Origin of the sequence: Devosia enhydra (assembly GCF_900119845.1) — a bacterium.
Classification (GTDB): domain Bacteria; phylum Pseudomonadota; class Alphaproteobacteria; order Rhizobiales; family Devosiaceae; genus FPKU01.
The window spans coordinates 569,419-593,809 of record NZ_FPKU01000003.1; the positions used below are offsets into that span (position 1 = coordinate 569,419).

General features: G+C 66.5%; 19 protein-coding genes. 7 read left to right on the plus strand and 12 right to left on the minus strand.

Going from position 1 to position 24,391, the window contains the following annotated elements:
- Window positions 1–3: 3 nt before the first annotated feature.
- The 7 genes from BT183_RS17520 to BT183_RS21080 form a co-directional block, all read right to left on the minus strand.
- On the minus strand, window positions 4–549 hold the full coding sequence (locus tag BT183_RS17520) for an invasion associated locus B family protein (RefSeq protein WP_072345881.1): 546 nt from the start codon (window positions 547–549) through the stop codon (window positions 4–6).
- Between the two features lie 56 nt (window positions 550–605).
- The gene (locus tag BT183_RS20850) at window positions 606–6,023 is read right to left on the minus strand and encodes an autotransporter-associated beta strand repeat-containing protein (RefSeq protein ID WP_177282613.1); all 5,418 of its coding nucleotides are present in this window, start codon (window positions 6,021–6,023) and stop codon (window positions 606–608) included.
- Between the two features lie 221 nt (window positions 6,024–6,244).
- Window positions 6,245–6,937, minus strand: coding sequence for a response regulator transcription factor (locus BT183_RS17530; RefSeq protein WP_072345885.1), 693 nt, complete (start codon window positions 6,935–6,937; stop codon window positions 6,245–6,247).
- Window positions 6,922–8,757, minus strand: coding sequence for a sensor histidine kinase (locus BT183_RS17535; protein WP_177282615.1), 1,836 nt, complete (start codon window positions 8,755–8,757; stop codon window positions 6,922–6,924). Before BT183_RS17535 ends, BT183_RS17530 begins: the two co-directional genes overlap by 16 nt.
- Window positions 8,758–8,993: 236 nt before the next feature.
- The gene (locus BT183_RS17540; protein WP_072345888.1) at window positions 8,994–11,162 is read right to left on the minus strand and encodes a xanthine dehydrogenase family protein molybdopterin-binding subunit; all 2,169 of its coding nucleotides are present in this window, start codon (window positions 11,160–11,162) and stop codon (window positions 8,994–8,996) included.
- Between the two features lie 10 nt (window positions 11,163–11,172).
- Window positions 11,173–11,634: a (2Fe-2S)-binding protein gene (locus BT183_RS17545; RefSeq protein WP_072345890.1), complete on the minus strand. Its 462-nt coding sequence runs from the start codon at window positions 11,632–11,634 to the stop codon at window positions 11,173–11,175.
- Between the two features lie 481 nt (window positions 11,635–12,115).
- Entirely contained in the window at window positions 12,116–12,952 is an 837-nt protein-coding gene (locus BT183_RS21080) for a thiosulfate oxidation carrier protein SoxY (protein WP_244545378.1), read from the minus strand.
- A gap of 426 nt (window positions 12,953–13,378) precedes the next feature.
- Between BT183_RS21080 and soxX the strand changes: the two genes are divergently transcribed.
- The 5 genes from soxX to BT183_RS17580 all read left to right on the plus strand — a co-directional run bounded on the left by soxX (window position 13,379) and on the right by BT183_RS17580 (window position 18,149).
- Entirely contained in the window at window positions 13,379–13,813 is a 435-nt protein-coding gene (soxX, locus tag BT183_RS17560) for a sulfur oxidation c-type cytochrome SoxX (RefSeq protein WP_210185498.1), read from the plus strand.
- Between the two features lie 4 nt (window positions 13,814–13,817).
- Window positions 13,818–14,606: a sulfur oxidation c-type cytochrome SoxA gene (gene soxA / locus BT183_RS17565; protein WP_072345892.1), complete on the plus strand. Its 789-nt coding sequence runs from the start codon at window positions 13,818–13,820 to the stop codon at window positions 14,604–14,606.
- A 136-nt stretch (window positions 14,607–14,742) separates the two neighbouring features.
- A complete protein-coding gene (locus tag BT183_RS17570; RefSeq protein WP_072345894.1) occupies window positions 14,743–16,068 on the plus strand; it encodes a c-type cytochrome in 1,326 nt (441 codons plus the stop codon).
- Window positions 16,069–16,183: 115 nt separating this feature from the next.
- A complete protein-coding gene (locus BT183_RS17575) occupies window positions 16,184–16,852 on the plus strand; it encodes a tetratricopeptide repeat protein (protein ID WP_084603642.1) in 669 nt (222 codons plus the stop codon).
- 112 nt (window positions 16,853–16,964) lie between these two features.
- Window positions 16,965–18,149 (plus strand): MFS transporter, encoded by a 1,185-nt coding sequence (locus BT183_RS17580; protein ID WP_072345897.1) that lies wholly within the window; start codon window positions 16,965–16,967, stop codon window positions 18,147–18,149.
- Between the two features lie 122 nt (window positions 18,150–18,271).
- Here BT183_RS17580 and BT183_RS17585 read toward each other — a convergent pair whose 3' ends face one another.
- From BT183_RS17585 to rpmH, 5 genes are all read right to left on the minus strand, one after another.
- Window positions 18,272–18,607, minus strand: coding sequence for a hypothetical protein (locus tag BT183_RS17585; protein WP_143145873.1), 336 nt, complete (start codon window positions 18,605–18,607; stop codon window positions 18,272–18,274).
- Between the two features lie 50 nt (window positions 18,608–18,657).
- The gene (gene yihA, locus BT183_RS17590; RefSeq protein ID WP_072345901.1) at window positions 18,658–19,323 is read right to left on the minus strand and encodes a ribosome biogenesis GTP-binding protein YihA/YsxC; all 666 of its coding nucleotides are present in this window, start codon (window positions 19,321–19,323) and stop codon (window positions 18,658–18,660) included.
- 70 nt (window positions 19,324–19,393) lie between these two features.
- Window positions 19,394–21,235 carry a membrane protein insertase YidC gene (gene yidC / locus BT183_RS17595; RefSeq protein ID WP_072345903.1) on the minus strand — a complete coding sequence of 614 codons (1,842 nt, stop codon included), beginning with the start codon at window positions 21,233–21,235 and terminating at the stop codon, window positions 19,394–19,396.
- 2 nt (window positions 21,236–21,237) lie between these two features.
- On the minus strand, window positions 21,238–21,642 hold the full coding sequence (rnpA, locus tag BT183_RS17600) for a ribonuclease P protein component (RefSeq protein WP_084603643.1): 405 nt from the start codon (window positions 21,640–21,642) through the stop codon (window positions 21,238–21,240).
- A 12-nt stretch (window positions 21,643–21,654) separates the two neighbouring features.
- The gene (rpmH, locus tag BT183_RS17605) at window positions 21,655–21,789 is read right to left on the minus strand and encodes a 50S ribosomal protein L34 (RefSeq protein ID WP_072345905.1); all 135 of its coding nucleotides are present in this window, start codon (window positions 21,787–21,789) and stop codon (window positions 21,655–21,657) included.
- A 326-nt stretch (window positions 21,790–22,115) separates the two neighbouring features.
- Between rpmH and BT183_RS17610 the strand changes: the two genes are divergently transcribed.
- The gene (locus BT183_RS17610; RefSeq protein WP_143145874.1) at window positions 22,116–22,973 is read left to right on the plus strand and encodes a TVP38/TMEM64 family protein; all 858 of its coding nucleotides are present in this window, start codon (window positions 22,116–22,118) and stop codon (window positions 22,971–22,973) included.
- Window positions 22,951–24,387 carry a dihydrolipoyl dehydrogenase family protein gene (locus BT183_RS17615; protein ID WP_072345908.1) on the plus strand — a complete coding sequence of 479 codons (1,437 nt, stop codon included), beginning with the start codon at window positions 22,951–22,953 and terminating at the stop codon, window positions 24,385–24,387. Before BT183_RS17610 ends, BT183_RS17615 begins: the two co-directional genes overlap by 23 nt.
- Window positions 24,388–24,391 lie beyond the last annotated feature (4 nt).

Here is a 24,391-nt window from a genome sequence, read left to right on the forward strand (position 1 = left end):
GCTCTATTCGATCCGCGCAGCCGCGACGCCAGCCGTGATGCCGTTGAGCGAGCCGGCGATCTGCACCGGCTGCGCATCGCCGCGCATACGGAAGGCGATGTTGAAATTGGTGCCCGATTTCATCGCGGTCAGCCGCGCGGCATCCACCTGCAAAGATGCGAGGCACCCCCCTGCGATGCAGGTCTCGATTGCCAGCGGAAAGGGCGGATTGCCGTCGATGGCCGCCTGCACGCCGGCCGGGATATCGAGCCCCAGCGGCAGCATGATGACGAGGAAGCCCTGCCCCGCCGCAGCGCCGCGCGCCAGCGAGAACTTGGCGATCGGGCGTCCGGTCTCCTGCACCACGATGGTCTGAGTCAGCGAACAGGCCGTCTGGCCCTCGCCCAGCGCGGTGCATTCGAACAGCCAGTCCCCGAAGGTCTGCCCGACGCGTGGCGCAGCCTGCTCGGCGGTCTGGGCCATGGCGCTGCCACCCAGCATCATGCCGCCCAGCGCCACACCTGCGAAAATGCGCGAGCCCAGGGCCCGCGCGCTGTTCAGTCTCTGCATTGGTCCCCGACCGGGCGGAGCGCCAGGCGCCCCTGCCCGCCTTTTGCGGTTGCGTTTTACCAGGCGGCCTTGAGGCCCGCCTGTCCGGAATAGCCTACAACCTGGCCCGGCCCGACGCCATAGGCGCCCTTGAAGTCGGCATTGAGCTTGACATTGTCGGCTACCGCCGCCGCGAAGCCCGCCCCGAACTCGACGCGGGTGCCACCGGTGCCCGTGCCGAAGGTGAAGCCATCGACCTCGACCTCCTTGTACTCATTGAGGTCGTGGGCCACTGCGACCCCGGCATAGGGGGCAAAGCCGCCATAATTGCCCTCGGCCCGCACGCCGCCGCGCAGCAGCATGGTGTCGGGGGTGAGGAAATCTACCCCGTCGACCCATGGGCTCTGCACATCTGTATAGGTGGTGGTCTGGTAGAGGAACTGACCCCAGGGCGTGATGCGGCCCGTGTCGTCGCCAATGCCGAGGCCGGCCTCGATCGAGGCGGTGGCCGTGTGGCCCTTGGCCGTGAGGGCGCCTGCCGCCTCGACTGGGGCGAAGGTCCAGTCGGTGAACCCGTATTGCCCGATCGCTTCGACATAGGAGCCGCCGCTGGCCCAGCTGGCCTGCACGCCACCGGCATAAAGCGCGCCATCGAGCCGCGCATCGCCGAGGAACGTGCCCACATCGCTGCCCGAATTGCCATAGGCGGCATGGACGCCCGCCCGCACATCGCCGGCCCGCAGGATATCGAGGCCAATCTGGCCATATTGCACGGTCTGCACGGTGGAGACGGTGTCCGTCACCTCCTGATAGTTCACCCCGAAGCGCAGCCAGCCCGCCTCCATGTCGGAATAGCCGCCCGAGCCGCGCCGATCGACGAAGGTACCGAGCGCCATGTCGAGCGCCTGATGGGTCGTGCCGGTGAGCGTGGCGAGGCCATAGGTCTCGTCCTGTACGAAGGCCTCGAGCCCATAGACCTGGATGTCGGCGCCAAAGAAGGTCTGCTCGTCCACCGGGATGCCCACGACCCCATCGGTGGTCGCGGCGACGGTACGGGGCGCGGCGATCCGCACTTCGCGGCCGTTCTGGGTCAGCCGGTTGGCCTGCACGATATCGCCATTGAGCGCGCCGCCGATGCGAACGAGTTCGATATCGGCGAGATTGCCCAGCGCAACGGCGCGCGATCCACCGGCATCGACATTGGCGAGGGTGACCGGCAGGTCGCCATTGAGGTCGCCGCCGACATTGAGCTGGTCATAGGTGCCCAGATTGCCCGGAGAATGGCTCAAAAGCCCGAAGGTCACTTCGAGAAGCGTCGAGGGACCGAACTGGGTGGTTACATCGGGATCGATGGCGGCAACATTGAGGTTGCCACCGATATTGGCATAGCCGGGCGACGCACCGGGGGTCAGCAGGCCATCGAGATTGAGATCGCCGGCAAAATAGACGTTGCCCCTGATGACGCCATCCTGAACGAAACCGTCGCCAGTGACGATCAGCGGGTTGGTCAGCGTGCTGCCCAGCACCGTGGCGCCGGCTTCGGCGGTCAAATTGCCGTCGATGATCGAGCCGTCCTCGAAGAAGGCCGAAGCCCCGCTTTCCACGGTGAAGCTCGCGGCATTGACGAGCCCGCTCCAGCTGGCGGTGGCCTTGACGGTGACATAGGTGCCGCCCTCGCCGGTCTTTACGGCAGTGTCGATGATGTCGCCCTCGATCACCGCATCATTGTCGATGACGAAATTGACGATGCCGTTCGAGCCGGCCCCCGTGCGGTCCACCTTGAGCAGCGTGCGCGCATCGCCCGGATTGGCCGCGCCGAAATTACCCCCCAGCACGGTGCCCGTCCCGATGGTGAAATTGGCGATCTTGTCGGCTTCGTCGAAGCCAGCGTAAGCCAGCGGCGCGCCATCGGCCGTGACCGTGGTGCCGGTGGTGGTGATATCGCCGCCATTGACGATGTTGAGCGCCGCATTGCCGCCATTGGCGGTGATCGTGCCGCCCGTCACCACGGCCTTGGCATTGGCGTTGGGCGCCTTGCCGGTGCTGTCGACGAAGAGGCTGGTGTTGAGGCTGGCCAGTTCGAGCGTCTGCGTGCCGCCGGTGACCGCGAAGCCGCCGGTGCCGTTGACACTGCCCGAGAAGGTCGAGGAGGCGTTGGTGACATTGAGGCGCCGGTCCCCCAGCGCGATCGTGCCGTCGCCGGAGAGGTCCTGGATGGTGCCCGAGGTCGCGGTCAGCCCCGAAATGTCGAAGGCGCCGGCCAGTTGCAGCCGCAGGGATTCGGCGATATCGCCGCTGCCCTCGAGCGCGAGGGTGGTGCTGCTCCAGACGTCGGTGGCCCCGGTATAGCTGTTGTCGCCCGAAAGCGTCTGCGTGCCGCTGCCCGATACCGAGAAGCCGCCATTGCCGGAAATGACGCCCGAGAAGGTCTGTCCGCTGGCCTGCATCACCGACAGCGTGTTGTCGCCCAGGATGACCGAGCCGGCCCCATCGAGGGCAGCGATCAGGGCCTGGTCGAAATCGTTGTCGACGCCTGAAATGTCAAAGATGCCATTGGCGGTGACACCGCTCGAAGAGGCGATGGACCCGTCATCGGCGAGCTTGAGCGTGCCGCCCAGATCGATCACCGTGGCGCCCAGATAGCTGTTGGCCCCCGAAAGCGTCTGTGCACCGGCAGCGGATTGGATCGTCAGCCCACCATTTCCGGTGATCTCGCCCGCGAACACGGTATTGGCGGCCTCGGTGATCACGAGCGTCTTGGCGTCGGTATCGGGCGTATCGAGTACCACCGAGCCGCTGCCCGAAAGCGTGATGATCTCGGCCGTGGGCCCGCTAATGCCGGAAATGTCGAGCGTGCCGTCGGCGACCACCTCCCCGGAGGCGGCGATCGCGCCGCCCGCGACCAGCGCCAGCGTGGCGCCGCTTTCGATAGTGGTCAGGCCTTCATAAAGATTGGCCCCCGAGAGGCTTTGGCTGCCGCTCGCAATGACGAAGTTGCCGGTGCCCGAAATCACGCCCGCGAACAGGCCCGTCGCCTCGGCGATGGTCAGCGTCTTGTCGCCAAGCGTCACCGTGCCGGTGGCCCCGCCCGTGAGATAACCGATCTCGCTGCCCGACGCGGTCACCCCGGCAATGTCGAAATTGCCATCGAGGGCAAGCCCGGCCGAGGCGGCGATATCGCCATCGAGCGCGAGCACGAGGCTCGCACCGGTGCTGACGCTGGTGGTGCCGGTGTAGCTGTTGACGCCCGTCAGGGTCTGCGTGCCACCGGTGAGGGCCAGATTGCCCTCGCCCTCGATGTCGCCTGAGAACGTCGTAGAGGCGTTCGTCAGGGTCAGGGTCTTGTCCCCGAGCACCACATTGCCGGCCCCGGAAAGGGTGACGAGCGCGGCGCCCGATGTGGCGCCCGAAATATCCAGGGTCCCGGCGATCCCGACCTGCGACGAGCTGGCGATGGCCCCCGCGCCCTCGAGCCTCAGCGTCGTGCCCTCGGCGACGGTGGTGCCCAGCGCATAGGTGTTGTTGCGGGTGAGAACGATCGTACCCTCGGTCGTGCCGTCGCCGAGCGAAAGCCCGCCATTGGAAATCACGCCGTCGAGATAAGCGATGTTCTCGCCCTCGGGCCCGCCATTGGCGATGATGGTGCGCACGCCATTGTTGAGATTGATGGCGTTCTTGAAATGCACGTCGGAATCGGCGGAGTCCGAGCCGAACAGCAGGGCGGAGCCATCGCCCACGAAGCTGTTGGCGTTCCAGGTGACCTGCTGCCCATTATGCAGGTTGACCGTCAGGTCGCCGCCAATCGCCGCAAACCCACCGGAGCCCGTCCACTGCACGCGGTCAGATCCCGTGCCCAGATAGCGACTGAAGGTACCGCTCGTCTGCAACACCCCACCGGCAAAATTGATGTTGCTGTCCATATGGATGCCGCCGGCGCCATTGACGCTGCGACCATCGACAGCCTGGAGCACGCCGCCGGAAATCTTCGTCTGGCCGGTATAGCTGTTGGTGCCGTTGAAGATGACCCTGCCGCTCTGGATCTCGAGACCGGCGCCCACGCCACTCCGGATAGAGCTTTCCGAAATATTGGCCTTGCTGTCGTCGGCAATGTTGCCGTTGAAGATAATGGTGTTGCCTGCCCCGGCGTTGAGGCGGACGGTAGAGCCCTTCATCATGAACAGGTCCGAGCCGGCCTGATTGCCGGACGCACCGTCATTCTCGCTGTCGCCGCCGAAGACGCTGTTGCCGTCGAACAGCATGTTGCCGGTCAGCGTCAGCGTGCCGCCGCTCTGCACGAAGATGGCGCCGCCATAGCCAGAGCCGCCACCGCCGCCCGTGCCATTCGGGCTGCCATCGCCTGTGCTGCCGACGCCGCCGCCGAAGCCGGCCGCGCCGCCCGCGCCGTCAGGCCCGTCATGGGGACCGTTATTTGCTCCGGTTCCGTCCGCGCCACCAGCGCCGCCATTGCCGCCCTTGCCGCCGCCGGCGCCAAAGCCACCGGCACCGCCATCCCCGCCGTCGCCGCCCACGCCACCAAGAGCCGCGGAAAGCTCGATGGCATCACCACCGTCTCCGCCATTGCCGCCGGCACCGCCGCCATAGCCGAACGAGCCATTGCCACCTGTCGCGCCAAAACCTCCCGAGCCGCCATTGCCGGCAGCGCCAGTTGCATAGGACGTGATCTGAATGGCGGTGAGATAAGCAAGCTCATAGGCCGCCTTGGTACCCTCGGCGCCTGCACTGGCAGTTGCTGCGGCAGCCAGGGCCGTCATCTGGGTAGCCACGAGTCCCAATGCCGTGCCCAGCGCCGGGTTGGCGGCCGTCACTACACCTCCGCCGGAGGAAGCGGCAGCCGCTGCCGCCGTGAATTCAGCCGCAAGAGTGGTGTAAAGCCCCGCCTCGGTGCTATCACCAGCCGCATCGAAGACAGCCTTGGCCTGCTCGGCAATCGTCTTGACGATGTCGGCGGTCGTGGCGGATCCGCCACTGCCGGCACCGCCCGCGCCACCCGTGCCGCCGACACCTGCACTGCCGTTACCGCCTTTGAAGCCATTGCCGCCCGGCAGACCATCGGCACCGTTTACATAGGCGCCCGCGCCGTCGCCATTGCTGCCGGCCTGACCATTGCTGCCCGCCGTGCCCGTGCCATAGCCGTTGAGGCCACCGCCGGTCGAACCGACGCCGCCTGTGCCGCCCGTCGCCGTATTGCCGACGAAATCGGAATTGGAGATCGTGACATTGGCGCCCGACCCCACGAATACGGCGCCACCCAGCCCTGCACCGCCGCCGCTGCCGGAACTCCCGGTGGTGTTGAAATTGGTGAAGGTGGAGTTGCTGAAGCTCTGGGAGCCGCTCAGCACCATCGCACCGTTGGATTGGCCGCCATCCACAATCGTCTGGGCGAGCGACTGGCCGGAGGGGACTGCGAAGGCGAGGCCGAGGGTCAGCGCTGCGACCGAGACACTGCTCAGCGCGCGCCGACGCTCACGACCCACGAAGCCTGCACCAATACCCTCCAAGCCAGCCGCTCTTGCGGTACCCACCGGTCGCTTCATCGCTCACGCCCCCAAGACTAACGAGATGCGACTCGGAGCCGCCCCGTTTGTGACATAAACGATGTCTGGTCACAAAAAATTACGGAACCTTACCAAGGAGTGACCCAATGTCGCCACATCTGTGGCGAGCGCGCCACAATAGGCCGCAAATGCAGCCGGGGTCATTCGAGCCGCAGCGGCTCGCACAACTGGTAGCCCCAGCCCCTGATGGCGCGGATGGGTCGCTCGCTGGTGCCGGCCTGACGCAGCCGGCGCGACAGGCGGAATATGGTGACATTGACCGTACTGCGGCTCTGGGTCTTCTGGGCCGGGTCGGTGAGTTCGAGGATCTGCCAGGTCTCGAGCCGCCCCTCGGGCGCGCGGGCAAAAGCAGCCAGCAGCCCCGCTTCGATCGCCGAGACGCTCACGCTGCCCTCGCTGCCGCTCAGGGTCAGGCTGCGTGTGTCGAGGCGGAAGGCCCCGCCTTCGAGCCTCACCTGCCGCCCCAGCCGGCGCGACAGCGCTTCGATGGCGGCAGACAACTCCTCGAGCGATACGGGCTTGATCATGTAGATGTCGGCCCCGTTCTGGTAGCCGGCGAGCCGGTCCTGCGGGCGTCCGCGCGCCGTCACCATGATGATGCCCAGATCAGGCTGGGCCTCGCGGATGCGGCGCGCGAGGCTAAGCCCGTCCTCGCCGGGCAGCCCCAGATCGAGCACCATGAGGTCGACGCCGGAAAGCCCCGGATGTTCGATCACGGCTTCGGCGCTTTCGATGCCGGTGACCTTGTGGCCCTCCTGCTCGAGTGCCGCCACAATGGCGGTGCGCAGGTCGTCATTGTCCTCGACAACCGCGATGCTCAGCGTGGCAGCCATACAGTGAACCTCGCTTTCCCGTCTTCGGGGTCATAACGCACGGTACCGCCAAGCCGCTTCACGATGCCACGCACGATGTAAAGTCCCAGACCCGAACCGCTCGACCGGCGCGCGCCGGGGCTGCGGTAGAATTTGCTGAACACCTGCGCGCTGTCGGGCAGGCCGGCCCGGCCGGGCAGGTTTTCGATGCTGATCGCCAGCCCGGCGCGGCCATGGTGCTGGGCAATGCTCGCCATCAGGCCGATGGGCGTGCCCGGCGCACTGTATTTGACCGCATTGTCGAGCAGGTTGGCAACCACCACGCCCAGCAGCACCGGATCGGTGACCAGCGCCTGCACCGCGCCGATCCGCATGTCCATCGGCGTTGCGGGGGGCAGGCGGGAGACCGCCTCTTCGAGCAGGGCCTCGATATCGACGGTTTCGGCCACCACCTGCAACTGGTGCTGCTCCATCGCATCGGCATAGGTGCAGCGGTCGATCACCGCATTCATGTTGTCGAGCGCCGCCTCGATCAGCCGCCGCGGCTCGCCTGTGGTGCGCGCCGTGCCCAGCGCGATCCGCGCCACGGTGATCGGGGTCTTGAGTTCGTGCGAGAGCATGGCGAGGAAATGGCTCTGGGTCTGGCGTTGCTCGCGTTCATTGGCCAGTTGCTGGCGCGCCAGCCCAAGGTCGAGCCGCACCGCCTGGGCGTTGTCGAGCAGCAGCCGGGAGCGGCGATGCAAGAGCACGAACATCAGCAGCGCCGAGATCGCGCCCGGGATCACCGAGCCGTCGAGATTGAGCCGCTGCGCCGCGGTCAGGCCCAGGAGCGGCACCATGAAGATGACGAGCGAGATCGCCTGGAGGATATAGACGACCCGCAATGGCCCGCGCCCGATCAGCCCTTCGGACTGCACGGTGAAGGCCACGAAGATAAAGAGCGGCGCGCCCAGCAGCAGCACGATCGAATTGAGCTGCAAACCCAGCCGCGCCCAGCCCATGGCATAGAGCAGCAGCGCCGTGACATCGATCACGATGAGCGCATCCCAGAGCCGCTGCGCCAGCCGCGTCGGGGAAAAGGCCTTGAGCAGTGCCCGGTGAAAGAGCAGCGCCGAGAGCGGAACGAGCAGCACCGCGATGCTGGTCAGCATGTCGGCGGTGCGGTCGATCCGGCCGAGCAGCGGCGCCGCATAGCCCGAGATGCAGAGCAGGTAGAGCCCCTGCAGCGCATGGGCGAGCAGGAACCACGCCACCACCGAATCGCGCGACATCAGATATTCGCTGATCGCCCAGAACAGCAACCCGCTCATCAGCCCGAGAAGGATCACCTGCACGATGAGCATTTGCACGTCTTCGGAGACGGCAGCCGCCTGCGGCAGGGCGGCGACGTTCAGCACCGAGCTGCTGGTCGATTTGAGGCGCAGGTAATAGCGCGTCGAGGGCCCCTCGGGCGTGATGGTGAAGCTCAGGCTCACCGCCGGCGTTTCGCGCGCCCCGAACGGCACGGTGTCGCCATTGACCGATTGGCGGTAGCCCCCCGGCGCGGCGGGGTCGGGCGTATAGAGCACCAGCGTGTCGAGATAGGTCGGCCGAACGCGCAGGATCAGGGGCCGGCCGTCGGCCGTCGGGGCGATATCGAGCCGCACCCAGTGCACCGCATCGGTGTAGCCGGCCGCAAGGATGTTGGGCATGGGCGCGAATTCGGCATCGCTCAGCTGCTCGATCGTCAGCCGCCCGCCGGGATCGGCGAGGACGGCCCGTGTCAGCACATGATCGGATTGGGCCAGTGCCGGCCCCAGCAACAGCGCGAGCCAGATGGCCCAGCCCCAGATCCGCCCCATCGCCCCCGCCCCCAGGATGCGTTGCAGCGCGCACCATGCCACGCCAGCGCCGGGCACAAGAACAGATTTGCCCTCTCGATCCAAGCCCGTAAGGCGGCAAGGCATCCGGAGCGTTTCGGCCGGCCGGCGCGCGATCGTGGACGCGGCGGGCAAAAAAAGAGGGCGGCCGAGGCCGCCCATCAGGAGATTTTCGATCAGGAGAACCGGCAGCCCAAGGGCCGCCGGCTGCATTGATCTTACGACCAGCTCAGATCGTGCTGGATCAGCGGGGTCGAGCGTACGCGCTTGCCGGTGGCAAAGAAGATGGCGTTGGCCAGCGCCGGCGGAGTCGGCGGGCCCGCCGTCTCGCCCATGCCACCCCACCAGCCATCCTGCGAGAGCGCATGATCGATGGTGACGCGCGGCATTTCGGGGAAGCGCATCAGCGAGTAGTTGTCGAGATTGACGTTCATGAACCGGCCGTTCTGCAGGTTCAGCCCGCCATTCATGACGTGGCTCAGTTCCCAGGCGACGCAGCTCTTGATCTGCTCGGCGCAGTTGAGCGGGTTGATGATGTAGCCCGAGTTCGAGACGATATGGACATTGTCGATCTCGAGCGAGCCGCGACGCGATACCGCCACGGTGACGCAGGCGCCCACCACCGAACCGTGCGATTCGACGACCGCGATGCCCATGCCCTCGCCACGGGGAAGGTCGGTGGTAAAGCCGCACACTTCCTTCATCTTGAGCAGCACGCGCTGCCAGGGCTCGTTGCCCTCGGTCATCTTGATGCGCCACTCCAGCGGATCCCAGTCGCCGGCAAGCGCCATCTCGTCCACGAACTGCTCGATGAGAAAGCCGGTGGAGTTGTTGCCCGGCGCGCGATGCGGCCCGACAGGCATGTTGGAGTTGACCACATGCCGCTCATAGCGGCGGTTCTCGATGTTGTAGGGCGTGTTGACGAGCCCGCGATCGGCATAGGCGGGGTTCTTGATCTCGCCGACCGAGCGCATCAGCAGAGCGGTGGGCAGGCCACCTTCGCCGATATCGGCCTCGAAATGCGCCCATACCGGCGGACGCGAGCGGTTCTGCCCGATATCTTCCTCGCGCGTCCAGATGACCTTGACCGGCCGTCCGACCTGCTTGGAGATTTCCACCGCCTGGCGCGGCACGTCCACGGCGTTGCCGCAGCCGAAACCACCGCCCTGATAGGTGGCGTGCACATAGACGTCCTTGGGGTCGCGGCCGGCCTGGTCGGCCGAAACCAGCAGCACGTGATGGACGTTCTGGGTAAAGCTCCAGACATCGACGCGCTCGGGCGTGACATTGGCCACCGCGGCGGGCGGCATCATGGTCACATGCGCCTCATAGGGGCGGTTGTATTCGCCCACCACCTTCTTGTCGGCCGCCGCTTCGAGGATCGGCCGCGGATCGCCGCGGATTTCCTCGACGTGGTCGGCCGGCTGGGTCATCTTGGTCTTGGCTTCGGCATCCATCGCCGAATAGCTGATCGTCTCGTTGCCGTTGAATTCCCATTCGATCGGCATGAGGTCGAGCGCGGTCTTGGCGCGGTAAAAACTGTCGGCCACCACCGCGACGGCGCTGCGCAGATCGGCATTGGCCAGCTCGTCCTTGGCCTGCTTGAGCTCGACGGCGGCGATGATGCCGGGCCGGGCGCGGATGGCCTCGAAATCGAAGCTCTTGACCTTGCCGCCCGGCACCGGGCTGGCCTTGACGGCGGCATAAACCATGTCGGGCAGGCGCACGTCGATCGGGTAGATCGCCGAACCATTGGTCTTGGGCGCCACGTCGATGCGCGGCACGTCGGTACCCAGGAGCCACCAGTCGCCATAGGCCTTGATCGCCGGCTCCTCATCGAGGGTCACGGCGGCAGCCGCCGAGGCGAATTCGCCATAGGTGCCGGTCTTGTCGCCCGAGGACAGCACGCCCTGCGAGGCCGTCACCGCCGAGCGCTCGACGCCCCAGGCCTGGGCCGCCGCTTCCTTGAGGCGCTCGCGCGCCGAGGCGCCGGCCTGCATGATATGGGGATGGCGGTTGCGCACGAGGTTGGAGCCGCCGGTGGACATTTCCACATAGACGCGGCCCTGCGTCTCGTGGCGGTTGGCGTCGGCCATCACCGCGCGGATGTTCTCCCAGGGGCAATCGAGCTCCTCGGCGATCATCATGGGCACGGAAGTGAAGCCGCCCTGGCCCATTTCCGTGTGCGGGCAGCGCACCGTGACGATGCCATCGGCATCGATGGTGAGCCAGGCATTGATCTCGGCGCCCTCGGTGGGGGCCTTCCAGGCCTCGCCCATCACCGTGTCGGCGAGGGCGGCCGGAATGTGGAAGCCGATCATCAGCCCGCCGCCGGCGGCGAGCGAAGAGGTGATGAATTTACGGCGTGAAATGTTGATGTGGTTCATGGCGTCCCCCTCAGGCCGAAGCGATTTCGGCAGCGCGATGGACCGCATCGCGGACGGCCGAGTAGGTGCCGCAGCGGCAGATATTCTCGGCCATCGCGGCGTCGATCTCGCGATCGGACGGCTTGGGCGTGCGCGCCAGCAGCGCGGCGGCGGACATGATCTGGCCCGACTGGCAATAGCCGCACTGGGGCACGGTATGCTCGATCCAGGCCTGCTGCACCGGATGGTTGCCGTCCGAGGAGAGGCCCTCAATGGTCGTGATCTGCCGGCCGGCGGCGCTGGCGGCATTGGTGTTGCACGATTTTACCGGCTGGCCGTCGATATGCACGGTGCAGGCGCCGCACTGGGCGATGCCGCAGCCGAACTTGGTGCCCGTCAGTCCGATCGTGTCGCGAATGACCCACAGCAGCGGCGTTTCGGGCTCGACATCGACCTCGTGGGTCGTGCCGTTGATGGTCAGGCTGAAGCTCATGTGGTTCCTCCCCTTCAAGCTCGGTGGAGCAGCGACGCCGGCCTCCCAGCCTCTGGCGCGCTGCCATCGCGGGTGGCGGCGCCCCTCCCTGAAAGACCGCCGCCACCGATGAGGTCACAATAACTGATATTTCAGGCTTCGCAATATTGTCCGACAGAGAATTGCCCAAGTCTTTTCATCGGCTTTTGGTCCATATCTGACATTTCAGTGTATGAAAATTCCCCGCAAGCCGCTATCGGCACTGCACTATATTGATGATCATAGATGTCATGTTAAGCCGTGAATGGCCCCTGCAGCGCCGGGGGGCGGATCACGATGCCGGGACCTGACCGGAAAATCGGGACTTTCAATGCCCCCCGAGGAATCGCCGGTGCGCCGTCAACGGCCTCCCGTCGCGGCAGGACCCGAGCGATATTTCCGGACATACATATCACAGGCGATATGTACTGAAAGATATATTTGGATGGGACGTTATGCGTCGTCAGGCGATCGCGATATCGGCGCTCGCGGTATAGGTCTCTCCCGTCGGCGTATCGTGCCAGCGGAACGTGAAGGTGCCCGGCTCGTCCACCCGGGCGTGGAAGGAAAAATACGGATTGGTCGAAACCGCCGGATAGAGGCGAACGCGGAACACTTCCTCGCCGTTGAAATGGCAGTGGAAGGCCGAAATGATGCGCTGCCGGATCCAGTCCTGCCCAACGCCCAGCCGCAGGCCCGTCTCCATCGGATGCGCGATCACCGAGCGCAACGTGATCACCTCGCCCTTTCTGGCCATGCGCGGTACGCTGACGCGCGGCACGGGGCGGAAGGCGGCAACTTCGGCGTCGGACCCCTCCCCGATCTGGGCGCAGGCGCCAAAGCTTACCGTCACCGGCCGGTCGACGCGCGGATGGCTGCCATCGCTCATCTCGGCAGCCGCCGTCACCGTCTGCGAGGTCTCGAGCCGGATGCGCGTCGAGAAGGCGGCCTTGCCGCTCAGGCGCGAAAACCAGGCGGAAAGGACATGCGGCGCCGGATTGCCGTCGGCCAATAGATGCACGAGCCGGGGGTGCGGATCATCCTCGGGCGCCGCATCGAACCCGACGGTGACGGGCACGGAGCCGCCGGCATCGGCATGCTGGGGCAGGTCCAGCCAGACACCGTGGTCAGTGAAGTCCACAGGGCCGAAAAAGGCGTTGAGCGCGGTCGGCACATCGCGCCAGATGGCGTCGAGCCCGTGCAGATCGGTGGTTTGCGCCACCCCGCCGCGCCCACCCAGAACCGCTCCGGCCAGGCCCAGCCCGGCGCCAGCCAATAGCGTGCGACGTGTGATGATCACGGCGTCCATCCCTCCCCTGCCGGTCCCCGGGCACATCTTCGGCGCCTCGCGCATGAAGGGTAAGGATCGATTCGGCCATGTCCATATGCTGCACAAAAAAGTCAGACGGTCCGACAAAGCCCGCCCACCCCCGCAGCGATCCGGATCCGCGCGAGCCGCTTGTGCGAGGCGCGCGGGCAGGTCATAGTCTGGCTCGTGCCGATTGCCCTGAACCGGCGCGAACACTTTTCCGTTGCCGGACGTTGTGCCGGAAGCGCAAGCTGATCGTGAGCAGCGCCTGCTGCCATCCGGGTGAACCGGTGCAGGCCATTGGAGGGCATGACCGCCGTGATCCGCGCCTTTATGAACGCTGCGGCACGCATGCGTCGGCCCCCTGCTGCCCGATTTGCCCGTGACGCGCGGCCACTGCGCCGCAGGCGCGCGGGCGTGCCGCTTCTGCTGGCCGTGCTGATGGCATCGCCTCTTTCGCAAGCCGAGGATCTCGTTGCCGTCGCGATCGTCGATGGCGGCATTCCGGCCCCGCTCACCAGCGTCCCCGGCAGCCCCGATCGCGGCCGGCTGATCGTGCGCGACATCAGCAAGGCCAGCTGCCTCATCTGCCACGCCATGCCCATCCCCGAAGAGCCCGATCACGGCCAGATCGGCCCGCCGCTCGAAGGCATCGGCTCGGCCTATTCGGTGCCCGAGCTTCGCTTGAGGCTGGTCGACCCCAAGGCCATCAATCCCGAGACGCTGATGCCGTCCTATTATCGCATCGAGGGGCTGACCGGCGTTCTGGCGCGCTATGCGGGCACCCCGATCTATACGGCCCAGGAGATCGAAGACGTGGTGGCCTATCTTGCAACGCTCAAGGCGGACTGAGCCGATGCGATTTCTCGTCCTTCTCGTCGGCGTCGTCTCTGCAGGGCTTGCCGCAAGTGCCTTCTCCCGAGCCCAGGAGGCGGACCCCACGCCCACCCCGCGCTCGGGCTATGAGTTCATGGCGCCCCAGACCCAGGCGCTGCAGGATGATGATTTCGTCAATCCCGCCTTCTTTTCGGTCGAGGCGGGCGAGCGGCTCTGGTCCACCCCGATGGGCAGCGAAGGGCTCTCCTGCGCCTCCTGCCACGAAGCGGCCGAGACGAGCATGGCGGGGGTCGCGGCGCGCTATCCGCAATACGATCCGGATGTCGGCGGGCTCGTCAATCTCGAGGGGCGAATCAACCAGATGCTGACGAAGGAGATGGGCGCCGAAGCCCTCGCTTACGAATCGGAAGCACTGCTGGGCCTCACCACCTATGTGGCGCTGCAATCGCGCGGCATGCCGATGGCTGTGGATATCGAGGGGCCGGCCCGGCCCTATTTCGAGGCCGGGCGCGACTATTTTTTCACCCGGCGCGGGCAGCTCGATCTCTCGTGCAGCCAGTGTCATGACGGGCTTGCCGGCCAGAAGCTGAGGGGCGACACCATCAGCCAGGGGCAGATCAACGGCTTCCCCATCTACCGGCTGCTGTGGAATTCCACGGCCTCGCGGCATCGCATGTTTGCCTGGTGCAACACCTCGCTGCGGGCCGAGCCCGAGGCGGCGGGGTCGGAAACCTATCTCGCCCTCGAGCTTTACCTTGCCTGGCGGGGCGGTGGGCTGCCGATGGAATCACCGGCGGTGCGCCGGTGAGCCGGCTGCGACAATCGGTCCCTCTTGCACGATCGTCGGACAGTCAGCCCTTGCCCCGCGCCGAACGTGCCGTTACGGTTTTTGGAACGGCTCCAATCTTTATGAGCCAAACCCTTCGCTTCCGGACTGATCCTCAATGACCTTGAAAAGAATTGCCCTGGTGCTCGTCGTGCTGGTCGTGGTGGCGGCCGGTGGTGCGCTCGCCTATGCGATGCGCTTCCCCGCCATCGCTCCCATCACCCCTCCGGTCGCAACGGCCTTCGACGCCGGCCTTGTCGAGCGCGGCGAGGTTCTCGCGGGCCTCGGCAATTGCGGGGTCTGTCACACCCGCGAAGGTGGCGGCGAATATGCCGGCGGCCTGCCCCTGCCGACGCCTTTCGGCACCATCTATACCACCAACATCACGCCCGATCCGGAAACGGGCATCGGCACCTGGTCGGAAGAGGCCTTCATCCGCGCCATGAAGCACGGCGTGGACAATAATGGCAGCTATCTCTACCCCGCCTTCCCCTATGACTATTACACCCGCGTCACCGAAGACGATCTCAAGGCCATCTATGCCTATCTGATGACGCGCGAGCCGGTGCGGGAGCCGGCCAAGCCCAACGACATGCCCTTCCCCTTCAATAACCGCATCCTGATGGCGGGCTGGAACCTCCTGTTCCTCAAGGAAGGCGAATTCCAGCCCGATCCGAACCAGAGCGACGACTGGAACCGCGGTGCCTATATCGTGGAAGGTCTGGGCCATTGCGGCGCCTGCCACTCGCCGCGCAACATGTTCGGCGCGGCGGTCAAGTCGGGTCCGGAAGCCTATGGCGGCGGTTATGCCGAGGGCTGGTATGCGCCCCCGCTCAACGCTCAGTCCATCTCGGTGGCACCGTGGACCGAAATCGCCTTCGTCAACTATCTCATCGATGGCTATGACGGGGATCACGGCATCGCGGCCGGCCCGATGACCCCGGTGGTCAACGATCTCTACGAGCAGTCCGAGGATGATGTCTTTGCCATCGCCTCTTACCTGATGACACTGCGCGGCGAGACCCGCGAGGAAAGCGAGATCGAGGATCAGGTGGCCGAAATCCGCGCCACGGCAGAGGCCCTCGACTGGAACCACCCCGATGCCCCTGCTCGTCCCACCGATCCGGTGCTGGCGCGCGGCGCTCAGGTGTTCGAGAGCCAGTGCGCCGAGTGCCATCGCCAGAACGGCCAGCCGATGCCGCTGGCGCTCTCGAGCGTGGTCAACGCACCCGATGCCTCTAACCTCGTGAACATCGTGTTCTACGGCATCCAGCCCCCGCCGGTCGGCGCGCTGGGCCGCTCGATGCCGGGTCGCGCCATCCAGATCACCGACGAGCAGATGGCCGATCTCGCCGCCTTCGTGCGCGACCGGTTCTCGGATCGCCCGGCCTGGGAGAAAGTCGGCGACACGATCGCCGCGGCCCGCGCGGCCGGAACGCACTAAGCCTCACGCGACGCCGCCGGAACCACCCGGCGGCGTCGCTGCTTTGAGGAGGACCACACCGGCCCAGCGGCGCAAGACCGCGGCCGGACACCAGAGCTTTCAGGGAGGACCACCTATGGCAAAGCGGATTGCTGTTGCGGGAGCGTTGCTGGCGCTGATGATGGGCGGGGCGCTGGCCGATGCGCTGGCGGACGGGTTCTCGGCCTTCGGGCGCGGCGACCACGCGGCCGCCCTCGCGCAGTGGCAGCCCCTGGCCGAAGCCGGCGATGCCCGCGCCCAGTTCAATCTCGGCGTGCTCCATGATCAGGGGCTTGGCGTTACTGCCGATCGCGCCGCCGCCGTCGAGTGGTATCGCAAGGCCGCCGAGCAGGGGGATGCCCGGGCCCAGTTCAATCTCGGGCTGATCTTTGCAACGGGCGACGGGGTCGCGCAGGACGGCGCGGAAGCCGCCCGCTGGTATGCCATGGCCGCCGAGCAGGGTGACGTGCTGGCGCGTTTCAACCTCGCCATCCTTTATGAAGAAGGCAGCATCGTGCCGCAGGATCACGCCGAAGCCGCACGGCTCTACGAGGCGGCAGCCACCGAGAACAAATTCCACCGCGCCATGTATGCCCTGGGCAATCTCTACAGCCAGGGGCTGGGGGTGGAGCGCGACAGCAGCCGCGCCGCCGAGCTCTTCGGTGAGGCCAACGAGGCCGAGATGATGACCGAGAGCAGTTCGGGCTGCACGCCGCGCGGCACCGTGGTGCGCGAGGAATGCCGCCGCACCACGCCGCAGGGCTAGCCGGCCTACGAAGCTAAAGTTTGTATGATCGTGAGACGATCGGACGCAAATGCGGTAGACGGCGGCAGCAATCGCGCCTAAGAGGCGGGTCTCGTTTCAGGCGCGCAAGCCGATGTGGTCCCGATCCTACGCCGTCTATGTTCTGGCCCGCTTTGCCGGCATCTTCTCCACCCACCTCCTGCTGCTGGTGCTGGGGCTGGCGCTCTACGACCTGACCGACAACGCCTTTTTCCTCGGCATCGCCGGGCTGATGATGTTCGCCCCGGCGCTGGCGCTGGTCTTCGTCACCGGGCTCGTCGTCGACCGGCATGACCGCAAGCAGGTGCTCGCCGCCGCCTTCCTGCTCGGGGCGCTCGGAGCCGGCGTCCTGACCTGGCATCAGGCCGAGCGGGGGCCGGAGGTCGTGCCCATCCTGCTGCTCTTCGTGCTCATCGGGGTGGTGCGGGCTTTCTACGCGCCCACCCTCAAGTCGCTGCTGATCAATATCGTGCCGCTCGCGCAGGTGCCGCGCGCGATCGCCTTCAACACCACCACCACCAAGGCCGCCGCCGTCACCGGACCGGTGGTGGGTGGCCTGCTCTATGCGACAGGGCCCGTGCATGCGCTGATGGCCGGCACGGTCGGCTTCGCCGTCGCCGTGGTCGCCGCCCTGCTGATCGGCCCGACCAGCCAGAAGCGCGTCTCGACGCCCCTGCGGCTCGGCGATCTCGTGGGCGGGGTCAGGACCATACTGTCCCACCGGCTGCTGTTTGCCGCCATGATGCTCGATCTGGTCGCGGTCATCCTTGGCGGCGCCACGGCCCTCCTGCCGGTCTATGGCCGCGACGTGCTGTTCATCGGGCCGGCGGAGATCGGATTGCTGCGCGCGGCGCCCGCAGCCGGCACGCTGCTTGCGGCCCTGCTGCTGGTCTGGCGCCCGTTGCACCGGCATACCGGCTGGGTGATGCTGGGCGCCATGGCCGGCTATGGCATCGGCATTCTCGTCTTCGGGCTCTCCACGCTCTACTGGCTCTCCTTTGCCGCCCTGTTCTTTGCCGGCGCCTGCGACATGATCAGCATCTTCGTGCGCGAGATCCTCATCCAGCTGCGTACGCCCGATGAAACGCGCGGACGCGTCAATGCCATCAATGCGGTGTTCAATACCGGGGCCAACGAGATCGGCGATTTCCGCGCCGGGACGGCCGCCGCCCTCATCGGCGCGGTTCCGGCGGTGGTTATCGGGGGCATCAGCAGCGTCGGCATAGCCGCGCTCTGGGCGTGGCGCTATCCTGAGCTCAGGCGGATGGACCGGGTGTGAACCCGGTCGCTCCTCTCGGGCTGGTCCAGGAACCCGGCCAGCACGGTCTCCGAAACGATGCGACGATTAGGGTCCTTGCCGCGTCCGGCAGGCACCCATGATCAATGAGGCCAGATAGCGCTCTAGCGCTGCCGACCGCCGCCCTCCTCACCATCCGAGACACTGCTGCCGCGGTCATAGGTCGAGGGATTGTCGTTGGGGCTGCCAAGCGGCAATTCGCACGAGGCGATGATGGTGTCGCCGCCGCGCATGAATGTCCGCTGCGGCAGGTTTTCCGTGATCGTGCGCGGGCCGGGCGGACAGATATAGCTTTTCCCGCCCCCGGGCATCGGCATGGGCTGGTCGATATCGGCCCAGCACGTGCAGGTGAACCCATCGGGCACCGACATGTTCTGGGCAAGAACGGGAGACGAGGCCGATGCCAGCATCAGGCCGAGGCAGACAAACGCGGCTTTCATGATGAGCTCCATCACAACGCCCCCGCGCAGCCTCAACAATAGGTCAGCGATCAGCCCGGTTGCATCACACCTGCGTGATCGAGCAGTGCACCGATCTCGGCCCGGAGTTCGGCAATGCCCGTGCCCTTTTCGGACGAGGTCAGCATCACGCGCGGATGCGCAGCCGGCCGCTTGGCCACGGCCGCCTCGGTCTCGGCGATGATGCGGGCCAGCTCGGCATGGCCGGGCTTGTCGGCCTTGGTCAAGACGATCTGGTAGCTCACCGCCGCGCCATCGAGCTCGTTCATCACCGAGAGGTCGTTGGCCTTGGGGCCATGGCGCGCATCGACCAGCACATAGACGCGCCGCAGCGTCGCCCGGCCGGTAAGATAGGCGTGGATCAGCCGCGTCCAGGCCTCGACCTTGGGCTTGGGCGCCTGCGCGAAGCCATAGCCGGGCATGTCGACGATGCGCAGCGGCTCCGAATAGGCTTCGAAAATGTTGAGTTCCTGCGTCCGCCCCGGCGTGTTCGAGGTGCGGGCGAGCGCACTCGTGCCGGCCAGCGCATTGATCAGCGAGGACTTGCCGACATTGGAGCGGCCGGCGAAGGCGATCTCCAGCCTGTCCATGGGCGGCAGATCGGCAATGCGCACGCAGCCCTTCACGAAGGTGAAGGGGCGGAGGAAGAGGAGGCGCCCGCGTTCGAGCGCTTCAGGGGTGTAGACGGCCTGTGTCATTGTCTTTGCCGTCCTTGTCGGCGGCCTGCGCGGCGGGGCTGAGGCCTTTACGCCTCACGCCCTGTGGCGCTCAGGCCTTGGGCTTTTCAGCCGTTGCGGGGCGCGGCTTGCGGCGGAACGAACTGATGATGTTGCCGAAGAGATCGACCTCCACCCCGTGCCGCTTCATGATGATCCACTGCTGGGTGATCGAGAGGAAGTTGTTCCAAGCCCAGTAGATCACGAGACCGGCCGGGAAGGTGCCGAGCATGAAGGTAAAGAGGATCGGCATCAGCGAGAAGATCATCGCCTGCGTCGGATCGGGCGGCGGCGGGTTCAGCTTCATCTGCACCCACATGGTGATGCCCATGATCACCGGCCACACGCCGATGCCGAGGAAGCTGCCGATGATCGGCACGTTGCGCGGCTCATAGGGCAGAAGGCCGAACAGATTGAAGATCGAGGTCGGGTCCTGCGCTGCAAGATCCTGGATCCAGCCAAAGAACGGGGCATGGCGCATCTCGAGGCTGATGAACAGCACGGTGTAGAGCGCAAAGAACACCGGGATCTGGATCAGGATCGGCCAGCAGCCCGAAAGCGGATTGATCTTCTCTTTCTTGTAGAGCTCCATCATGGCCTGCTGCATGGCCACGCGGTCTTCCTTGTGGCGATCCTGGATCGCCTTCATTTCCGGCTGCACGCGGCGCATGGCCGCCATCGAGGCATAGGAGCGGTTGGCCAGCGGGAAGAAGATCGCCTTCACGCCCACCGTCAGCGCCAGGATGGCGAGGCCGAAATTGCCCAGCACATGGTTGAGCCAGCTCAAGATGTGGAACATCGGCTTGGTGATGAAATGCAGCCAGCCCCAGTCGATCAGCAGTTCGAGCCGGTCGAAGCCGTAATCGCGCTCATAGGAGGCGATGACCGCCTCTTCCTTGGCGCCGGCGAAGGCAAAGCTCTCATGGGTGGCGGTGGCGCCAGCGGCAACCACGACCGGCGCAGTCTCGACGACGCTCGTCTGGTAGGTGTCGACCCCTGCCGGGTTTGAATAGGAGAAGCGGGCATTCACCGCGGCATCGGGGCGCGGCAGGACGGCGGTGGCCCAGTATTTGTCGGTGATGCCGATCCAGCCCGTGGTGTTGGACACGTCGACCTGCCGTTCGTTCTGCAGGTCGTGATATTTGCGCGCAACCCAGTTGTTGCTGCCCAGAACGCCGAGCGGCCCCTCATGCTGGATATAGAAGTTCTGCACCTGCGGCGTGCCCTGGCGCACGACGCGCGCGAAGGGGTAGAGCGCCACATCGCCCGTGCCGGTATTCTGCACCGACTGGGTGATGGTGAAGAGATAGTGGTCGTCCACGGAAATGGTGCGGCGGAAGACGAGGCCCTGCCCATTGTCCCAGGCAAGAACGACCGGCTGGCCAACCGATACGGCGCTGCCGCTCTCAACCGCCCAGGGCGTATTGGTGTCAGGCACCGCGATGCCCGAGGTACCGGCGGGCACCCAGCCCTGCTCGATATAATAGCCGCCCGGCGCGCCAGCCGGGGAGAGCAGCGTGATGATCGGGCTGTCGGCCGCGATGGTCTCGCGATAATCCTTGAGCCGCAGATCGTCGATGCGGGCGCCCGTGAGGTTGATCGAGCCGGTGAGGTCGGGGGTGTCGATGGCGACGCGCGGGCTTGCGGCAACCGCCTCTTGGCGGGTGGCATAGACGGCAACGCCCGGCACGCCGGCGGCGGGCACCGTGCCCGAGCCTTCGGTCGAAGGGGTAGCGAGCCCGGCATCCTGGGCGGCCTGCTGCTGGGCCTGCTCGATCTCGGCGCGGCGCTGGGCCTGTTCGAGCTGCGGGCCGGCAACGAAGAATTGCCATCCAAAGAGCACGATGACGCTCAGGACGATGGCAAGGATCATGTTGCGATTGTCAGGGGTCATGCTCAGGGGTTCCGGGGCCGGTCGGCGGCTTTTGCGTGGACTTTGTCGATCGCGCTGGCAAGGTCGGCCAGAAGCGCGGAAAAGGGCTGGCCCAGCGCTTCGCGCCGGCCGACCATCACATAGTCAGTATCGGGGCGGAAGCGAAGGGCCGAGGCGCGGGCAGCGGCGCGAAACCGGCGCTTGATGCGGTTGCGCTCGGGTGCGTTGCCCGTCTTCTTGGTCACGGTGAAGCCGATGCCGGGCTCGGCCGCTTCGACCGCTATGGCCTGCAGCGTAAACGCCGAACGCCCGGCGCGTCTGCCCCGGGCGGCCTTCAGGAACTGCGTCCTCTTGCTCAGCCGCCGCAGTCGCGCCGGCTGGGGCGCGTCGTGCAGCGTCGATCCGGCATCGCCGATGTCGGCCGACATCGGGCTCCGGCCTTAGGCGCTGAGCTTCTTGCGGCCAACGGCGCGGCGCAGATTCAGGATCTTCCGGCCATTCTTGGTTGCCATGCGGGCGCGAAAGCCATGACGGCGGGTGCGAACGAGCTTGCTCGGCTGGTATGTACGTTTCATGGGCTCAGACCACGCCGGGCGCGGTTCCTCTACTCGATCTGGCGCAAGACGGGATCCGCAGGAAACGAAACGTCGTTTCGCGCGCTCCTGCGGCGGTTGGCCGGGCTTATAGGGAATCGTCCGGGCCAAGTCAACGCGACGAAACGGTCCTCGAGCCCCCCAAATGTCGCATCCGCCCCGTTGCGGCGCCTTATCTTCCGCCCCCGCCGTCACGCCCGCCTCAACTCCCGGTGACACGGGGCGACATCGGCGCGCGATTGGCCTAAGCAGGTCTGGCGGTCCGGCGCTGAGCCAAGGGGCCTGCCCAGAGTTCCAGCCAGGATCCCTTGCGCCCCTCATCGGCCAGCCCGCCCGTCCTTCAGAGCCGCAGAGCGCCCCGCCGCGCAGCATCGGGCGTCCGACGCTGGCTGCCCCTCCTCGCCATCGCCGTGGTGCTGGCCGGCGCGCTCGGCCTCGGGCTCAATCGCCTCTTTGATTTTGACGCGCTGGCGCTCAATTACCAGCATGTTGCGGTGTGGGTCGATGCCAATCCGGCTCTCGCCATCGCTCTCACCATCCTCATCTATGTCGCGGCCACCGCCGCCAGCCTGCCGGCGGGCTGGATCATGACGGTGGCGGTGGGGCTGCTCTTTGGCTGGTGGGTGGGCGGGGCCATCGCGCTTTTTTCCGCAACCACGGGAGCGTGCCTGCTGTTCCTTGCCGCGCGCTCGGCCCTCTCGCCGCTGTTTGCCCACATGGCCGGCCCGTGGACCGACCGGCTGGCCGAAGGCTTCCGGGCCGACGCGGCCAATTACCTCCTGTTCCTGAGGCTCGCGCCGATCATTCCGTTCAGCCTCGTCAACATCGTGCCCGCGCTGTTTGCGGTGCCGTTCCGCACCTATGCGTGGACGACGCTGGTCGGGATCATCCCCGGCACCATCGCCTATGTCACCGCCGGGGCGGGGCTCAGGGCCATCGTTGCCGAGCGCGGCGAAGCCTGCCTCGCGGGGGTCTCGCCCTGTGGCACGCCCTTCGGGCCGGCCGACCTCCTCGCCCCCCAGATGCTGGTCGCCTTTCTGCTTTTGGCTGTTGTCGCGCTCATCCCGGTGCTATTGAAGCGTCTCCGGCCGACGCTCGCGCAGCCCTCCCGGCCCTCTGTCGAACCCGAAGGACTGCCGCGCCGTGACCGAGAGGATGACACCTGATCTCTGCGTGATCGGCGCAGGTTCGGCGGGCCTGAGCGTTGCCGCCGCGGCCCGCGCCTTCGGGGCGTCGGTGGTGCTCATCGAGCGCGCAAAGATGGGCGGGGATTGCCTCAACAGCGGCTGCGTGCCCTCCAAGGCGCTGATCGCGGCGGGCTATCGGGCGCACGCCATGCGCAACGCCCAGGCCTATGGCATCACGCCCGAAGAGCCGCGCATCCAGTTCCGCAAGGTGCATGACCATGTCCAGAAGGTCATCGCCGGCATCGCCCCGCACGATTCGGAGGCGCGTTTCCGCGCCATGGGCTGCACTGTGCTCATCGGGGAGGCGCGCTTCACCGATCCGCGCACCGTGATGGTTGGCGAAGCCGAAATCAGGGCCCGCCGCTTCGTCATCGCCACCGGGGCCAGGCCGGTCGTGCCTGCCATTCCCGGGCTCGACGCGGTGCCGTATTTCACCTCCGAGACGATTTTCGACAACACGCGAAAGCTCACACACCTGCTCATCGTTGGCGGCGGGCCGATGGGGCTCGAACTGGCGCAGGCCTATCGCCGGCTGGGCTCGGAGGTGACGGTGGTCGAAGCGGGCACCCCGCTCGGCCGCACCGACCCCGAACTGGCCGCAGTCGCGCTCAACCGGCTGGCGCGCGACGGGGTGGCGATCCGCGCCAATACCGCAGTCGAACGCGTCATCGCGCGCAGCATGGGCATCGGCGTCGTCATCCGCTCCGAAAATGGCGAGGAGCGGCTCGACGTTTCTCACATCCTTCTCGCCACCGGCCGCAAGCCCAACCTCGAGGGGCTTGATCTGCAAAAGGCGCGCATCCGCACCCGCAAGGATGCGCCCGACAGGATCGTGCTCTCGGCCGGCCTGCGCACCAGCAACCGGCGCGTCTATGCCATCGGCGATGCGGCGGGCGGGGCGCAGTTCACCCATCTCGCCAGCTATCAGGCGGGTCTCGTGATCCGCAACGCGCTCTTCGGCCTGCCGGTCCGGCAGAACCCCGACATCATCCCGGTCGCGACCTATACCGATCCCGAGATCGGGCAGGTCGGGCTCACCGAACCCGAAGCGCGCAAAAGGCTGGGGGACCGGTTCCGCATCCTCAGGGCGAGCTTTGGCGAGAACGACCGGGCGCGCACCGAGCTCGAGACGCATGGGCTCGCCAAGCTGATCACCGATCGCCGCGGCCGCATCCTGGGCGGTTCGGTGGTGGGCCCGGGCGCAGGCGAACTCACGGCGTTTTTCGCCTTCTGCGTTGCCAACAAGCTGTCGGCCCGGCACCTGATGGCGTTCGTGGCCCCCTACCCGACCCTGACCGAAATCGTGAAGCGGCTGGGCACCGAATATTATCGCGAGGCGGCGCAGAACCCGCTGCTGCAAAAAATCATGGCGCTGGTGCGCAGGCTGCCCTGATCAT

Bases quoted from the DNA above. Each gene is read 5' to 3' on its own strand.
- BT183_RS17530 (WP_072345885.1), bottom strand. From the start codon at position 6,937: ATGGCTGCCACGCTGAGCATCGCGGTTGTCGAGGACAATGACGACCTG.
- yidC (WP_072345903.1), bottom strand. From the start codon at position 21,235: ATGACCCCTGACAATCGCAACATGATCCTTGCCATCGTCCTGAGCGTC.
- BT183_RS17545 (WP_072345890.1), bottom strand. From the start codon at position 11,634: ATGAGCTTCAGCCTGACCATCAACGGCACGACCCACGAGGTCGATGTC.
- BT183_RS17535 (WP_177282615.1), bottom strand. From the start codon at position 8,757: ATGGGGCGGATCTGGGGCTGGGCCATCTGGCTCGCGCTGTTGCTGGGG.
- BT183_RS17520 (WP_072345881.1), bottom strand. From the start codon at position 549: ATGCAGAGACTGAACAGCGCGCGGGCCCTGGGCTCGCGCATTTTCGCA.
- rnpA (WP_084603643.1), bottom strand. From the start codon at position 21,642: ATGTCGGCCGACATCGGCGATGCCGGATCGACGCTGCACGACGCGCCC.
- BT183_RS17585 (WP_143145873.1), bottom strand. From the start codon at position 18,607: ATGAAAGCCGCGTTTGTCTGCCTCGGCCTGATGCTGGCATCGGCCTCG.
- BT183_RS17570 (WP_072345894.1), top strand. From the start codon at position 14,743: ATGACCTTGAAAAGAATTGCCCTGGTGCTCGTCGTGCTGGTCGTGGTG.
- BT183_RS17575 (WP_084603642.1), top strand. From the start codon at position 16,184: ATGGCAAAGCGGATTGCTGTTGCGGGAGCGTTGCTGGCGCTGATGATG.
- yihA (WP_072345901.1), bottom strand. From the start codon at position 19,323: ATGACACAGGCCGTCTACACCCCTGAAGCGCTCGAACGCGGGCGCCTC.
- rpmH (WP_072345905.1), bottom strand. From the start codon at position 21,789: ATGAAACGTACATACCAGCCGAGCAAGCTCGTTCGCACCCGCCGTCAT.
- soxA (WP_072345892.1), top strand. From the start codon at position 13,818: ATGCGATTTCTCGTCCTTCTCGTCGGCGTCGTCTCTGCAGGGCTTGCC.
- BT183_RS17540 (WP_072345888.1), bottom strand. From the start codon at position 11,162: ATGAACCACATCAACATTTCACGCCGTAAATTCATCACCTCTTCGCTC.
- BT183_RS17580 (WP_072345897.1), top strand. From the start codon at position 16,965: ATGTGGTCCCGATCCTACGCCGTCTATGTTCTGGCCCGCTTTGCCGGC.